This is a genomic window from Lentzea sokolovensis, assembly GCF_033949975.1.
GTDB classification, from domain to species: Bacteria; Actinomycetota; Actinomycetes; order Mycobacteriales; family Pseudonocardiaceae; genus Lentzea; species Lentzea sokolovensis.
On record NZ_JAXAVU010000011.1, the window covers coordinates 265,219 to 278,663 of the forward strand.

15 protein-coding genes are annotated in these 13,445 nt (G+C 66.9%); 6 read left to right on the forward strand and 9 right to left on the reverse strand.

All coding sequences use genetic code 11. From position 1 onward, the window contains the following. Positions 1 to 24 precede the first annotated feature (24 nt). The 6 genes from SK854_RS28140 to SK854_RS28165 all read right to left on the reverse strand — a co-directional run bounded on the left by SK854_RS28140 (position 25) and on the right by SK854_RS28165 (position 6,925). The gene (locus SK854_RS28140) at positions 25 to 813 is read right to left on the reverse strand and encodes a chitosanase (protein ID WP_319978112.1); all 789 of its coding nucleotides are present in this window, start codon (positions 811 to 813) and stop codon (positions 25 to 27) included. A 146-nt stretch (positions 814 to 959) separates the two neighbouring features. Beyond that, on the reverse strand, positions 960 to 1,748 hold the full coding sequence (locus tag SK854_RS28145; RefSeq protein WP_319978113.1) for a chitosanase: 789 nt from the start codon (positions 1,746 to 1,748) through the stop codon (positions 960 to 962). Between the two features lie 175 nt (positions 1,749 to 1,923). After that, the gene (locus SK854_RS28150; RefSeq protein ID WP_319978114.1) at positions 1,924 to 2,709 is read right to left on the reverse strand and encodes a chitosanase; all 786 of its coding nucleotides are present in this window, start codon (positions 2,707 to 2,709) and stop codon (positions 1,924 to 1,926) included. A gap of 110 nt (positions 2,710 to 2,819) precedes the next feature. Further along, entirely contained in the window at positions 2,820 to 4,280 is a 1,461-nt protein-coding gene (locus SK854_RS28155) for an alpha/beta hydrolase (RefSeq protein WP_319978115.1), read from the reverse strand. 55 nt (positions 4,281 to 4,335) lie between these two features. Further along, a complete protein-coding gene (locus SK854_RS28160; RefSeq protein ID WP_319978116.1) occupies positions 4,336 to 5,052 on the reverse strand; it encodes a MerR family transcriptional regulator in 717 nt (238 codons plus the stop codon). A gap of 172 nt (positions 5,053 to 5,224) precedes the next feature. Further along, complete coding sequence (locus SK854_RS28165; RefSeq protein WP_319978208.1) at positions 5,225 to 6,925, reverse strand: S8 family serine peptidase; 1,701 nt, start codon at positions 6,923 to 6,925, stop codon at positions 5,225 to 5,227. A 244-nt stretch (positions 6,926 to 7,169) separates the two neighbouring features. Here SK854_RS28165 and SK854_RS28170 point away from each other — a divergent pair, with 244 nt between their 5' ends. Further along, a complete protein-coding gene (locus tag SK854_RS28170; protein WP_319978117.1) occupies positions 7,170 to 8,258 on the forward strand; it encodes a sugar ABC transporter substrate-binding protein in 1,089 nt (362 codons plus the stop codon). A 10-nt stretch (positions 8,259 to 8,268) separates the two neighbouring features. On the opposite strand, the gene SK854_RS28175 is transcribed toward SK854_RS28170, so the two are convergent. Beyond that, complete coding sequence (locus tag SK854_RS28175; protein WP_319978118.1) at positions 8,269 to 8,973, reverse strand: hypothetical protein; 705 nt, start codon at positions 8,971 to 8,973, stop codon at positions 8,269 to 8,271. A gap of 74 nt (positions 8,974 to 9,047) precedes the next feature. Beyond that, positions 9,048 to 9,275, reverse strand: coding sequence for a hypothetical protein (locus SK854_RS28180; RefSeq protein WP_319978119.1), 228 nt, complete (start codon positions 9,273 to 9,275; stop codon positions 9,048 to 9,050). Between the two features lie 238 nt (positions 9,276 to 9,513). Here SK854_RS28180 and SK854_RS28185 point away from each other — a divergent pair, with 238 nt between their 5' ends. The 5 genes from SK854_RS28185 to SK854_RS28205 all read left to right on the forward strand — a co-directional run bounded on the left by SK854_RS28185 (position 9,514) and on the right by SK854_RS28205 (position 12,971). Further along, complete coding sequence (locus SK854_RS28185; protein ID WP_030468404.1) at positions 9,514 to 9,720, forward strand: cold-shock protein; 207 nt, start codon at positions 9,514 to 9,516, stop codon at positions 9,718 to 9,720. Between the two features lie 114 nt (positions 9,721 to 9,834). Further along, the gene (locus SK854_RS28190) at positions 9,835 to 10,713 is read left to right on the forward strand and encodes a glutamate ABC transporter substrate-binding protein (RefSeq protein ID WP_319978120.1); all 879 of its coding nucleotides are present in this window, start codon (positions 9,835 to 9,837) and stop codon (positions 10,711 to 10,713) included. After that, positions 10,710 to 11,324: an amino acid ABC transporter permease gene (locus SK854_RS28195; protein ID WP_319978121.1), complete on the forward strand. Its 615-nt coding sequence runs from the start codon at positions 10,710 to 10,712 to the stop codon at positions 11,322 to 11,324. The genes SK854_RS28190 and SK854_RS28195 overlap by 4 nt, the downstream gene beginning before the upstream one ends. Beyond that, positions 11,324 to 12,091, forward strand: coding sequence for an amino acid ABC transporter permease (locus SK854_RS28200; RefSeq protein ID WP_319978122.1), 768 nt, complete (start codon positions 11,324 to 11,326; stop codon positions 12,089 to 12,091). Before SK854_RS28195 ends, SK854_RS28200 begins: the two co-directional genes overlap by 1 nt. Next, entirely contained in the window at positions 12,072 to 12,971 is a 900-nt protein-coding gene (locus SK854_RS28205) for an asparaginase (protein ID WP_319978123.1), read from the forward strand. The genes SK854_RS28200 and SK854_RS28205 overlap by 20 nt, the downstream gene beginning before the upstream one ends. Here SK854_RS28205 and SK854_RS28210 read toward each other — a convergent pair. Continuing rightward, positions 12,968 to 13,408 (reverse strand): ester cyclase, encoded by a 441-nt coding sequence (locus SK854_RS28210; protein ID WP_319978124.1) that lies wholly within the window; start codon positions 13,406 to 13,408, stop codon positions 12,968 to 12,970. The two genes, SK854_RS28205 and SK854_RS28210, sit on opposite strands and share 4 nt — an antisense overlap. Positions 13,409 to 13,445: the final 37 nt, after the last annotated feature.

Genomic DNA, 13,445 nt, shown 5'->3' on the forward strand with positions numbered 1-13,445 from the left:
GGGACGTCCCCTTCTTCGTTTCCGCTACTTGATCTCGAAGCTCTGGCCGTAGACCTTCCACTTCAGCGGTGTGTTGAGGTCGAGGTTGCCTGCCTTGAGCCACACGCGTTGTGCCGTGTCGACGCGGCTGGTGTTCTCGTGCGCGGGCTCCTGCTTCATCGTCCACACGCGGGCGTCCATGAAGGCGTTGAGCCACGTGGTCTCGTTGCCGCCCTGTGACGGGGGCTTCGCCTTGCCCAGTGCGCGTTTGCGGATGCCGGAGAAGTCCAGATTGCCCCAGCCGTCGCCGTGCATGACGATCGCGTCGTAGTAGGCGAACTGGCCCAGGGCGCGCACGCCGTCGGCCTTGGCCTGCCGCACTGCGGGGTTGAAGTAGACGCGGTCGCGTTCGGACTCCTGTGCTGCCTTGAAGACGGAGTCCTTGGCCGCGGTCTTCCAGTCCTTGGTGTAGTTGGGATCGAGGCCCGAGTGCGAGTCGGTGCCGTTCACCCTGCGCAGCGCGGGCAGGTACTTCTCCAGTACGTTGCCGGGCTTGCGCTGCTTGTAGAGCTCGACCAGGTCGAGCATGTCACCGGTGCCGCTGCAGAAGCCGATGATGCCGGCGGTGTAGCCGCGGCCGTCGTCGATGTCCTCGATGTAGCCGAACTGCGCTTTCCAGTTCGTGGACGAGTTCTCCGCGCTGGACACGATCTGCATCGCGATGTCCTTCATGCGCGGGTCGTTCAGGTCGGCCGCGTGAGCGGTACCTGTTGTCGCGGTGGCGATCGCGACGCATGTCAGAACTGCGGCCACCACTCGGCCTGAGATCCTCATGCATTCCTCCCGGGGTGTCCCGGGCGGCGGTGTGGCAACGGTAAGGGGTCCGGACCTTCATCGGCAAGAATGTTTACAAATTTACGAAAGTGGAGGACACCCCTGGTCAGGGGAGTCCTCCACTTCTCATGTGTGAAACGGCGGAGCTAGTTGATCGTGAAGCTGTCGCCGTAGACCTTCCACTTGAGCGGCGTCTTCAGGTCGAAGTTGCCGGCCTTCAGCCACACGCGCTGCGCGGTCTCGATGCGCGAGACGTCCTCGTGGGCCGCTTCCTGCTTCATGGCCCACACGCGGGCGTCCATGAAGGCGTTGAGCCACGTCGTCTCGTTGCCGCCCTGTGACGGGGGCTTTGCCTTGCCGAGTGCGCGCTTGCGGATGTTGCTGAAGCTCGTCTTGTCGCCACCGTCGCCGTGCACGACGATCGCGTCGTAGTAGGCGAACTGACCCAGGGCGCGCACGCCGTCGGCCTTGCCCTGCTTCACCGCGGGGTTGAAGTAGACGCGGTCGCGTTCGGACTCCTGTGCTGCCTTGAAGACGGAGTCCTTGGCCGCGGTCTTCCAGTCCTTGGTGTAGTTGGGATCCAGGCCCGAGTGCGACTCGGTGCCGTTCACCTTGCGCAGTGCGGGAAGGTACTTCTCCAGCACGTTGCCGGGCTTCTTCGTCTTGTACAGCTCGACCAGGTCGAGCATGTCACCGGTACCGCTGCAGAAGCCGATGATGCCCGCGGTGTAACCGCGGCCGTCGTCGATGTCCTCGATGTAGCCGAACTGCGCTTTCCAGTCCGTGGAGGAGTTCTCCGCGCTGGACACGATTTGCATCGCGATGTCCTTGAGGCGCGGTTCGTCGAGGTTGGCCGCCGAGGCGGTACCGACGGTGGTGGTGAAAAGAGCGGCGCACGTCAGCAGTGCGGCCGCGATGCGACCAGTGATCTTCACGAAGTTCCCTCCGGGGCAGGGATGTTGGGGGCCCGGGCGGCGTGGGAGCAACGGTAAGGGGTCCATACCTTTATTGGCAAGAGTCTTTACTAATTCGCGAAACGGACAATTGCCGTCAGCGGGTGCATTCCGGCGGAAACGCTTGCCTCGCATACGTTTCCGCCGGAATGTCAGGTCAGCGGATGTCGAACTGCTCGCCGTAGACGTGCCACTGCAGGGGGCGTTCGAGGTTGAGCTTGCCCTCGTTGAGGAACCGGCGCTGCGCCGTGTCGACCCGGCTGGTGTCCTCGTGGGCGGGCTCCTGCTTCATCGTCCACGCGCGTGCGTCGAGGAACGCGTGCAGCCACTGCGCTTCGTCGCCGCCCTGGGCCGGCGGCCGCGCGCCGGTGTTGAGCGCGCGCTGGCGGATGCTGGAGAAGTCCAGGTCACCCCAGCCGTCGCCGTGCATCACGATCGCGTCGTAGTACGCGAACTGACCGAGTGCCTGCACGCCGTCCTGCTTCGCGCGGTTGACGGCGGGGTCGAAGTAGACGCGGTCGCGTTCGTGCTCCTGCGCGCCCTGGAACGTGCCGTCCTGGGCCGCTGCCCGCCAGTCGCCCTGGAAGTCCGGGTCCAGGCCGTCGTGCGACGGCGTGCCGTTCACCCGTTCCAACGCCGGCAGGTACTTCTCCAGGACGTTGCCGGGCTTCCAGTCGCGGTAGAGGCGGACGAGGTCGAGCATGTCGCCCGTGCCGCTGCAGAAGCCGATGATGCCGGCGGTGTAGCCGCGGCCGTCGTCGATGTCCTCGATGTAGCCGAACTGCGCGCGCCAGTCCAAAGAGGAGTTCTCCGCACTGGACACCAGCTGCATCGCGATGTCCTTGAGCTGCGGGTCGTTCAGGTCCGCCGCCTGGGCGGTGCCGGGCGTGACGAGGGCCGCCGCGCACAGAACCGTTGCCGCAAGCCTTGAAAACGTCTTCATGCCGCTCCGTTCCACAGTGGAATCGGCGGCGACGATGGGGTGACCGTAGCGTGGGAGCGCGCGCACGACAAGGGCCGGCTCACCCCGGTGGGCGAGCCGGCCTTCAGGAATCAGCCAGTTTCAGCTGCGCACTTGACGTCGTTCGGACGCTGTCCGCCGAGCAGGTACGCGGTCACCTTGTCGTTGGCGCACTTGTTCTTGCCGAAGATGTAGGCGCCGTGCCCGCCCTGGTCGATCGTGATCATCGCGGCCCTGTCGCCGAACGCGCGGCGCGTCGACTGGGCGCCGATCAGCGGCGTCGCGGGGTCGCGCTCGTTCTGCACCAGCAGCACGTTGCGCGGGCCCCTGTCGGACGGCAGGACCTGCTTCTCCACCGGCTTCGGGAAGAAGGCGCACGGCTGGATGTTCGCGGCGGCCGCGCCGAACATCGGGTTGCGGACGCGGTCGATCGCCACGTTGCGCTCGTACGCGCCGACCGACGACGGCCAGGTGGAGTCACCGCAGATCACGTTCAGGCGACCTGCCAGCAGGGCCTGGACGCGCGGGACCTCCGGGTACTCCTGCGGCGGCTGCGGCTGGCCGGTGTCGAAGGCCTTCCAGGAGGCGGCGAGCTTCGAGAACGCCTCGTCACCGGTGGCGTAGAGGGCCGTGAAGGTGAGGAAGCGGAACAGCCTGCCGTCGAAGCCCTCCACCGAAGGCTTCTTGTCGAGCCGTGCGGCCAGGTCGAAGAACTTGGCGCGCACCTGCTGCGGCGTGGTGCCCAGGTTGTACTCGGGGTGCGCAGCGGCCCACTTCGCGAAGTCGGGGAACGTGTCCTCGACGCCGCGGCCCATCAGCCGGCCGCCCTCGACGTCCCAGCCGCCCTTCGGCAGGTTGCTGTCGATCACGACGCGCTCGGAGGTCTTCGGGAACAGCGTGGCGTACACCGAACCCAGGTACGAACCGTACGAGTACCCGAGGAACGACGCCTTCTTCTCGCCCAGCGCCGCACGGACCGAGTCCAGGTCCCGCGCGATGTTCGCGGTCGTGTTGTACGGCAGTTCACCGGCGGAGGCCGACTTGAGGCACTGTTCGGCGATCTTCTTGACCTCGTCGGCGCGCTGGCGCACCTCGGCGGAGTTGTTGGCGTACGGAGGCACGCTGCCGTCCGCCATCTGCTCCTCGGTCATGTCGCATGTGGACGGTGAGCTGTAACCGATGCCACGCGGGTCCATGCCGATGATGTCGTACGCGTCCTGCACGTCCTGCGGCAGTCCGACCGCCTTCAGCACGAACGGGAACGTCAGTCCCTCGCTCGGCCCGCCGGGGTTGGTCAGCAGGATCCCCTTGCGCTTCGCGGGGTTCTTGCTGGCCAGCCGGGTGATCATCACCTCGGTCTTGCGGCCCTCGGGCTTGCGGTAGTCGAGCGGCAGCTGGAGCTTTCCGCATTCCAGACCGGGAAGCGCCACGTCAGCGGGACACGCGACCCACTGCACCTCGGGCTTCGGCGTGGCGGCGGCCGACACCCCCGGCACCGCCACCAGCCCTGCGGCGGCGGTCACGACCGCGGCCAGAGACAACGTTTTTCGCATTAGCAAATACCTCCCCGACGACGCGCCTGTCCGGCGCGCCGAAACCAATGGAAACTCAGCCGTTCATGCGGACGAGAACGTCCAGCTGGGCCTTGTTGTAGAGCTCGACCAGCACCTTGATGACCGTGCGCTTCGCGTGCTCCACACCGCGCGGTGCGTCGCTGTACAGGCCTGCCGCGTCCGGGAACGCGGCGCGTATCTCGGCCATGTACGGCATGGCGCGCATGCGTTCGGCCAGGTTCTGCCGGGTCTGCTCGTCCGCGTCCTCAGGCAGCGTGTCGAACTCCACCACCGCGGGATCTTTCGAGTAGTCCTTCAGCGTCCCGGCGTACCTGGCCAGCGTTGCCGGCGAGAGCAGCTGTGCCAGCACGACGGTGAACGAGCGGTCCTGCGGTGACAGGTTCGCCTCCGCGATCAGCGCCGCCACGTCGGGCGGCAGATCGGTCGGCGCCTCCTGGCGCAGGATCAACGCCAGGTCGACGCGGATCCGTTGCAGCCGTTCGATCGTCGCGGCCAGTTCCGCGTCGAGCTCGCGCAACGCCTGACCGGGATGTTCGTCCTCGTCACCGAGGTTCGCGATCTGTGTGAGCGACAGGCCGAGATCGGTGAGGCGCTTGATCCTCATCACCCGCACGAGATGGGGCACGCCGTAGCTCTTGTAGCCGTTGGCACGGCGTTCGGGCTCGGCGAGCAGGCCCACCTCGTGGTAGTGCCGGATCGTGCGCACCGTCGTGCCGGCGAGATCGGCCAGCTGGCTGGTGCTCCACCCCACGACGTCTCCCTCTTCGTTCAGCCCTGACACGACTCAGTTGAAACTATGCCGCTACGGCACGGTCAAGGCAGACCGGATCTTTCAGACGAAGGTGGCGGGGGAGAGTCCACTTTCGTCGCACGCGAAAGGCCCCCGTCAAGAACCCGGGGGCCTTTCGTTGTCCTACAAGGACTTACAGGAACTGGCCACCGCGGGTGACAGCACCGTAGGCGTCCACGATGCCGTGACCGTAGAAGCCGTTGAACTTCGAGTCACCTTCACAGGTGGCGTCGAACTCCGGCGTGCGGCCCACGTTGACGTACGAGACAGTGCGCGGGTTCGGGCATGCGCGCTGGGTCGCGGTCTTCAGCAGGACCTTCTTGACCTTGTCGGGGTCGAGGGTCAGGCCGGGGTTCTTCTTGTCCTTCTTGCCGTACTGGCTGACGATCAGCGCGGCGACACCAGCGGCGTGCGGGGCGGCCATCGAGGTGCCCTGCAGGAACTGGTAGTAGCCGACCTTGTCGCCCTGCACGGCCTTCTTCACACCGGCGGCCACGCCGTCGGGGGTGACGTTGCCGGCCTCGTCGATCGCGCCCTCGGCGAGAGCGACGTTGCGCGGGTAGGTCGACAGGATCAGGTTCTCGTTGGTGCGGTACCACGGCGTGCCGAGGCCGTCGCGGAAGTAACCACCGGGAGCCGAGACCTCGGTCTGCTCAAGGCCGTAGTTCGAGTAGTCGGCCTTGAGGGTCGACGGGCCGAGAGCCGACACCGAGATGACGTGGTTGCCCTCGGTCGGGAGGTTGAGGCACGTCGCGTTGTCGACCGGACGCGGGCGGTTGTGGCCCGGCGGGTAGTTCGGGCTCACGGTGTCCTGGCGTGGCTTGCCCAGGTCCTCGTGGTTGTTGCCACCGGCACCGATCAGCGTGACGCCCTTGCGGTGCGCGTAGTTCAGCGCGCGCTGGACGGTCGCGATGATCGTGCGCTGCTCCAGCTGCTCCTCGGCCGAGGCCGTGGGGTCGTTGGCGCAGTTCATGTACCAGGGGTCGACGTAGAACGACATGTTGATGACGTCCAGGCCGATGTCGGCGCCGTAGGTGAGCGCGTCGACGACGGGCGTCAGGAAGAACGACCCCGCGTCCTGGCCGCCGCGGATGTTGACCAGCGACACGTTCGGCGCGACACCGGAGATGCCGAAACCGTTGGCAGCGGCGCCGATGGTGCCGGCGACGTGCGTGCCGTGGCCGCCGTCGTCCCAGTTGGCCGGGTCGACGCAACCGCGGAACTCACACGGGCCGTCGAACACGCCACCGTCGGAGTCGTTCGGGATGTCGACGGTGAAGTTGCGCGAGAGCTCGTTGTTGAAGTTCGGCGCGATGTCCGGGTGGGAACCGTCCACACCGGTGTCGAGAATGCCGACGTACACGCGCTTGTCGCCGGCCTGCTTGGCCCGCGCGATGTTGGAGCGAACGAGGTTCAGGCCCCACAGGTCCCCGTCGAGCGGGTCCATGCCGGCCGTCGATCCCTGCTGGGCGGGAGCCTTGTTCGGCTTCTCGCCCTTGTTCTCCTTCTCGACGTTGTCGCGCTTGGTCTTCTCGGCCTTCGCCGCGGGCGCGTGCCCGATCGGCTTGGACCGAGCGGCACCGACGATCGCGCTCGAAGCGGAAACCTTCTCCGCGAAGCCGTTCGCGGGCGCCTTGACCGTCAGCAGGCCGACGGCGTCGTTGCTCCGCACGACCTCGCCGCCCGCCGCTTCCACGGCGTCGATCGCGAAGTCGCGGTTTCCGGGTTCTTCCAGAAGGACGGTGTACTCCGTGGTCGGCCCTGTGGTGGCCGGCGCGGCCCCCGCCGCCGAAGTGCCCGCTGCGATCAGCGACACCGTTGCCGCCACCGCCATCACGGTTCTGCGCGTTCTCACCTAGCTGTCTCCTCACACCCGGTCAGGGCTGGATCCAACAACACGGTGCGGCCCCCGATTGCCGCCCAAGTTGGACACACTGACACGAAAATTCGCCACGCATCAGCGCCTTTCGTACGGAATCGAACTGTAGCCGATCGGAAGCGGAGCGTGATGTTATGAGAAGAAATCTTGACTTAACAAGATTCAAGGACTGAACTCCGCGTTTATGCGAAGACGGGTAATGGCATCGTCGGCGTGCCTGCTCTTTCTCCTGTCTGCCTGTGGTGAAGCAGGTCAGGGGTCTCCGACGCTGCCTACGCGTGGTCCCAAACCAATCGTCGGGGTAATCCTTCCCGACCGAACGACATCCACGCGTTGGGAAGAGCAGGATCGTCCCCTGCTCACACAGGCGTTCAACTACGCGGACATCGAACCGTTCATGGAGAACGCCGAGGGAGACGAGGCGAAGTTCGCGCAGATCGCCGACGAGATGATCCGCCGCAAGGTGAAGGTCCTGATGATCACGCCGTTGTCGGCGGCGGGCGGCCTCGCGGTGCAGAAGAAGGCGAAAGCCGCGAACATCCCGGTCATCGACTACGACCGGGTCACCCTCGGCGGCCAGGCGGAGTACCACGTCGGTTTCGACAGCGTGAACGTCGGCCAGCTGCAGGCGGACGGCCTGCTGACCTGCCTCGGCGACAAGCCGGGCGCCAACATCATCGAGATCGAGGGCGCTCCGACGGACCACAACGCCACGCTCTTCACCCAGGGTCAGAAGTCGCGGCTGTCCTCGAAGTACGACAGCGGCGCGCTCAAGCTCGTGAAGTCGCAGCCGGTCGCCGACTGGAACAACGACCTCGGCGGGCAGCTGTTCGAGCAGATCCTGAACGAGAACCAGGGCAGGGTCGACGGAGTGGTCGCGGCCAACGACGGCCTGGCGGGCGCGGTGATCGCCGTGCTCAAGAAGAAGAACCTCGCGGGCAAGGTCCCGGTCACCGGCCAGGACGCCACTGTGGACGGCCTGCGGGCCGTGCTGCGCGGCGACCAGTGCATCACCGTCTACAAGCCGGTGCGCGACGAGGCCGAGGCCGCGTCCAGGCTGGCGATCGCCATCGCCCGCGGCGACCTGGACGGTGCCGACGACCTCGCCACCGGCAACCTGCGGGATCCCGTCGCGCGGCGTGACATCAAGTCGGTGCTGCTCGGGGCGACGCTGATCAAGAAGGAGACCGTCCGGACGCTGGTCACCGAGGGCATCGTCAAGCCGGCGGAGCTGTGCGCCGGCGACCTCGCCGCGGCCTGCGCCCAGCAGGACATCGTCGGAAGTTAGTTCCGGGAGATCACGGCCTGTCCTGATCAGGCAGGTCGTGACGTCCCGAGATGAACTCCTGCACGGCGATCTTCGCGCGGATGATCGGCTGCCTGATCCGCGCCTCCCGCCGGTAGGCGCGGGACAGCTTGCGCGAGCCTTCGGGGTAGCGCCAGCGCGCCCACGGTGAGCCCGGCCTGGCCAGTCGCACGGCGCCCACGGCGGGCACCACCGGCACGAGCAGGCCGAGCAGTCCTGTCCAGATCTTGCCCTTGAGCAGGGCCACGATCGCGAAGCACAGGTTCACCGAGATGATGATCAGCCGGAGCGTGAACGTGGACGCCGGCGTCGTCTCCGGGTTGAGCTGCAGCACCTCGTCGTAGCCGAACGGGCGTGCGCCGAGCAGGAACGTGCCGGTGAGACCGACGGCGAGGAACACGGCGTCCACGGACAACCGGCCCGCCTTCGTCCAGTACACGTCCCTCAGGTGCAGGATCAGCGCGAACTCGTCCAGCACCAGCGCCGCGCCCACGCCGAGAACGGCCGCGGCGGCCAGCCTGGCGCCGTGCATGTCGTCCGGGATGACGAGGCTCGTGACGCTCGACAACAGCAACAGCACGGTGCCGAACACGACGTGATGCACGTGCGTGTCGCCGTGCACGAAGTTGCCCGGCCACCAGCGAACCTTCGCCCTGATCAAGCGCACGCTGATTCGGATGAACACGAATGTGGTCACCAAGCCGATGAAGAAGAAGAGCAGTCTGTCGCTGCCGGTCAAGCCACGGCCCCCTGGGTCAACGACCCTCCAGGTTACCGGTCCCGTGGGTGGACGTTTCCTTCTACGTTTCCGATCTGGAGCAGGGTGCCGTGCACGATGCCGCTGTGCTTGTTGACGGTGGGCGCGCGGCTCTCGTCGCGTTCTTTCCGCTTGGCCTCTCGCAGAGCGCTGGCCAGCAGCTTCTCGACCACCGCGGACAACCCGCCGACGACCTGCGGCGCGACCTCGACCTTGATCGACAGGGTGGTCTGCTCGGGCACGAGTACCTCCGCGGGGTCATTTGGGATCTCACGGTATCAGTGAGATCGATGGCTCGACTGAGAGCGGTGGTGCGTGGTTGACTGTCGATGGTCGTACGTTGCGTGTTCGTGGATTTCCCCGCTCGCGGAACGAGGTCGCGAGTGTGTGGTTTCTCCAGGTTCCGGAGAAGGCACCGTCGTGTCCTGACCCCGGTGGTCGCGAGCGCGATCCGGCACCTGTTAGAGGAGAAGTAGCAAGATGGCAGTACAGGGCACCGTCAAGTGGTTCAACGCGGAGAAGGGCTTCGGCTTCATCTCCCCTGACAACGGTGGCGCCGACGTGTTCGTCCACTACTCCGAGATCCAGATGAACGGCTACAAGGCTCTCGAAGAGAACCAGCGGGTCGAGTTCGAGATCGGTCAGGGCCAGAAGGGCCCGCAGGCCCAGGGCGTTCGCGCCGTCTGAGTCTGTGACTGGTCAGCACATCTGATCTGAATCTGACAAGCCGCCTGTCCACTATCGGACAAGCGGCTTTGTCGTATCTTGTGCCTGATTGATCGCGATCAGTAGCGTCGCGGCATGGGGAGACTGTTCGTAGCCGCTCTGTTGCTCTTCGTGGCCGGGTGTTCCGGCGGTGAAGGTGCTGTGCCTGGTGGGAGCAAGATCGACGCCCTGCTGGCCAAGGCACCCGTCTACACAGGTCAGGTGACCCCCGGCTCGGCCGTCGACCGCATCAGGAAACGTGGCGAGCTGGTCATCGGCGGCTCCCAGGACGCCCCCTTGCTCTCGCAGCTCGACCCGATCAGCGGCGAGCTCACCGGCTTCGACGCCTACCTGGGCAAGCTGCTCGCGCAGTACGTCGTCGGGAAGCCCCCCACGGAGCTGCTCTCCGCGACCTCCGAGACCCGCGAACCGTTGCTGGCCAACGGCACCGTCGACGTGATCATCCAGACCTACACGATCACCCCGCAACGGGCCGAGCGCGTGTCGTTCGCCGGCCCGTACTACCAGTCGGGGCAGTCCATCGCGGTCCGCAAGGGCACCTCCGGCATCGCCGAACCCGCCGATCTCGCTGGTAAGACGGTCATCGTCGGCGCGAACACCCCTGGGGTGAAGGCGGTGCAGGACGCGGCGCCCACCGCGAAGATCCTGGAGTTCGGGTCCGATCCCGAGTGCTTGACGGCGTTGAAGCAGGGCCGCGGCGAGGCCTACGTGCAGGACCAGGCGATTCTGGTGGCCGACGCGTCGAAGGACAGCGAGCTGCAGCTCGTCGGCGAGCCGTTCACCGAGGACCCGTACGGCATCGGCATCAAGCACGGCGACGCGGAGTTCACGAAGTTCGTGAACGACTGGCTGCGCGAGATCGGCAAGTCGGGGCTGTGGCAGGAGGTCTGGAAGCAGACGATCGGCACCGTGGTCACCGGCGACGCGCCGGCGCCACCCGCGATCGCCTCATGAGCCTGGTCCTCGAAGGCTTTCTGAACACCGTCGCCCTGACCCTGCTGTCGTTCGCCGGCGCCTTGCTCGTCGGGCTGCTCGTGGCCGTCCTGAGGATCGTGCCCGTGCCGTTGCTGCGAGGTGTCGGCACGGTCTACGTCGAGGTGTGGCGGAACGTCCCGCTGCTCGCGTGGCTGGTGCTGTTCGTGTTCGGGCTGCCGGAGGTGGGCGTGAAGATGCCGTTGTTCTGGACGGCCTTCACGGCGATCGCGCTGTACGAGGCGGCTTTCGTGGCGGAGGCGCTGCGGTCGGGCGTGAACTCGGTGGCGTCCGGGCAGGGTGAGGCGGCGCGGGCGCTGGGGCTCTCGTTCCGGCAGTCGTTGCGGCACGTGATCCTGCCGCAGGCGTCGAGACGCGTCGTGCAGCCGCTGGCGAACATCGCGATCGCGTTGACGATGGCCACGGCGCTGGCCGGGGTCGTCGGCGTGGTGGACATGACCCGTGCGGCGCAACGGATCAACCTGGAGCTCGCCCAGCCGTTGCTGGTCTTCACCGGCGTCGGGCTCTGTTATCTGGTGATGGCCGCCGGCATCGGGTTCGGCGCGCGGGTGCTGGAACGGCGGCCGGCCTGATGTTCGACGCTCCCGGACCACGTGCGCGCCGCCGGATCTTCTGGATCTCGGTGGTGTCCGCTCTCGTGCTGGCCGGACTGGTGGCGCTGGGGTTGCGGCAGTTCGCGGCCGGTGGCCAGCTGGACCCCGTCCGGTGGAGGCCGTACCTGACCTGGCCCGTCTGGCGGTATCTGCTCGGTGGCCTGTGGTCGACGGTGGTGGCGGCGTGCGCGACCGGTGTGCTGGCGATGGCGGGCGGGTTGCTGCTCGCGTTGCGGCCCAACCGGTTCACTCGCGCCTACGCCGAGGTCATGCGCACGGTTCCGGTGCTGCTGCTCGTGTACGTGATGCTGTTCGTGTTGCCGTCGTTCGGCGTGAACCTGCCGCTGTTCTGGAAGCTCGTGGTGCCGCTGGCGTTGTCGCACGCGGCCTCCTACACGGTGATCTTCCGGGCGGGCGTCTCGTCGGTCGATCCCGGCCAGCGCGAGGCGGGGTTGTCCCTCGGCATGCCGGACGGCGTGGTGACGCGGTTCGTGGTGCTGCCACAGGCTGTGCGGCACATGACGCCGTTGCTCGTGACGCAGGCTGTCAGTCTGTTGAAGGACACCTCGCTGGGATATGTCGTGTCCTACACGGAGTTGTTGTTCAACGGCCGGGTGCTCGCGAACTACAACGGTCTGCTGATCCAGACGTTCATCGTCGTCGCGTTCGTCTACCTCGTGGTCAACCTGACGCTGTCCAGGCTGGCCCACCGGCTGGAGGCTTCTCGTGCCCGCACTGCTCGCTGAGGTCACCCGGTCCGGGTTCGTGGAGAGCCTGCACCACGGCAGCGTCGTCGGCCTGCTGCCGTCCGGTGACGTGGGCGTGTCCGTCGGCGCGGTGCAGGACCCAGTGCTGCCGCGGTCGTGCATGAAGCCGTTCCAGGCGCTGGCGTGCCTGTCCGCCGGAGCACCGCTCGCGGGGCCCGCGCTGGCGATCGCGGCCGGGTCGCACACGGGAGAGGACCGGCACGTCGAACTGGTGACGCGGCTGCTCGGCGAGTTGCCGGTGGAGCTGCTGCAATGCCCGCCGTCGTGGCCGGAGGACGAGGAGACGCGTCAACGCGTGCCGGAGCCTTCGCGCGTGCGGATGAACTGCTCCGGCAAGCACGCGGCGATGCTGGCGGCGTGCGTGGCATCGGGGTGGCCGACGCAGACCTACCTGGAGCCTTCGCATCCGTTGCAGCAGCGGGTGATGCGGACAGTCGAGGAGCTTTCGGGCGAGTCCGTCGCGCACACGGCGATCGACGGCTGCGGTGCGCCGGTGTACGGACTGTCGTTGCACGGCTTGGCGCGCGCGATGCAGGGGCTGGTGCGCACCCCCGTCGCCGATGCCATGCGCGGGTTTCCCGAGTACGTCGGCGGAACCGGGCACGTGAACACCGTGGTCATGCAGCGGTTGCCGGGCGTCGTGGCCAAGGGTGGTGCGGAGGGTGTGCTGGTGCTGGCGACCGCCGCCGGGCACGCGGTCGCGGTGAAGGTGCTCGACGGCAATCCCCGTGCCACGACGGCGATCGGGCTCACGGCGCTGGCGGCCCTGGGGTTCGACGTGGCGGCCGCCGGGGAATCCCTGTCCGTGCCGGTGCTCGGGGGCGGGCGGGTCGTCGGCGAAGTGCGCGTGGTCCTCTAGAACTTCTCGGGGACGTCGAGCATGCCGAGCTGGCTCATGACCGTCGCCGTGTCGCCGTAGACCCGTTCGCAGACAAGAACGTCCTTGTCGAACAGGAAGAAACCGACCATCCTGACCTTGAACGACCGTCCGGTGACTTCTTCGCCGATGAGGCTGCCGAGGTGCGTGCCCTGCAGCTCGAACTCGAGGATCACGGCGTCGTCCGCGTGATGGACGTCGATGACCTTGTTGCGCTGGTCGGGAAACGCCGCTCGGGTGCGCTGCCAGTAGTCGCGGACCGCGTCCACGCCCTCGAAGACCTGGCCGGACGCCATGATCTCGTAGCGGGGGTGCGGAAACGTGTTCAGGGAGGTGTCGAAGTCGTGGTCGTTCTGCGACTCCATGTGCTCCAAGACGATCGCTTCGCGCAGCGCTCTGAGCGCCTTGGACTCGGTCATGCCGGCCGACCCTCCTACGTACGCCGTACGTCGCAGG

Bases quoted from the DNA above. Each gene is read 5' to 3' on its own strand.
- SK854_RS28140 (WP_319978112.1), bottom strand. From the start codon at position 813: ATGAGGATCTCAGGCCGAGTGGTGGCCGCAGTTCTGACATGCGTCGCG.
- SK854_RS28150 (WP_319978114.1), bottom strand. From the start codon at position 2,709: ATGAAGACGTTTTCAAGGCTTGCGGCAACGGTTCTGTGCGCGGCGGCC.
- SK854_RS28155 (WP_319978115.1), bottom strand. From the start codon at position 4,280: ATGCGAAAAACGTTGTCTCTGGCCGCGGTCGTGACCGCCGCCGCAGGG.
- SK854_RS28165 (WP_319978208.1), bottom strand. From the start codon at position 6,925: ATGGCGGTGGCGGCAACGGTGTCGCTGATCGCAGCGGGCACTTCGGCG.
- SK854_RS28170 (WP_319978117.1), top strand. From the start codon at position 7,170: ATGGCATCGTCGGCGTGCCTGCTCTTTCTCCTGTCTGCCTGTGGTGAA.
- SK854_RS28185 (WP_030468404.1), top strand. From the start codon at position 9,514: ATGGCAGTACAGGGCACCGTCAAGTGGTTCAACGCGGAGAAGGGCTTC.
- SK854_RS28190 (WP_319978120.1), top strand. From the start codon at position 9,835: ATGGGGAGACTGTTCGTAGCCGCTCTGTTGCTCTTCGTGGCCGGGTGT.
- SK854_RS28195 (WP_319978121.1), top strand. From the start codon at position 10,710: ATGAGCCTGGTCCTCGAAGGCTTTCTGAACACCGTCGCCCTGACCCTG.
- SK854_RS28200 (WP_319978122.1), top strand. From the start codon at position 11,324: ATGTTCGACGCTCCCGGACCACGTGCGCGCCGCCGGATCTTCTGGATC.
- SK854_RS28210 (WP_319978124.1), bottom strand. From the start codon at position 13,408: ATGACCGAGTCCAAGGCGCTCAGAGCGCTGCGCGAAGCGATCGTCTTG.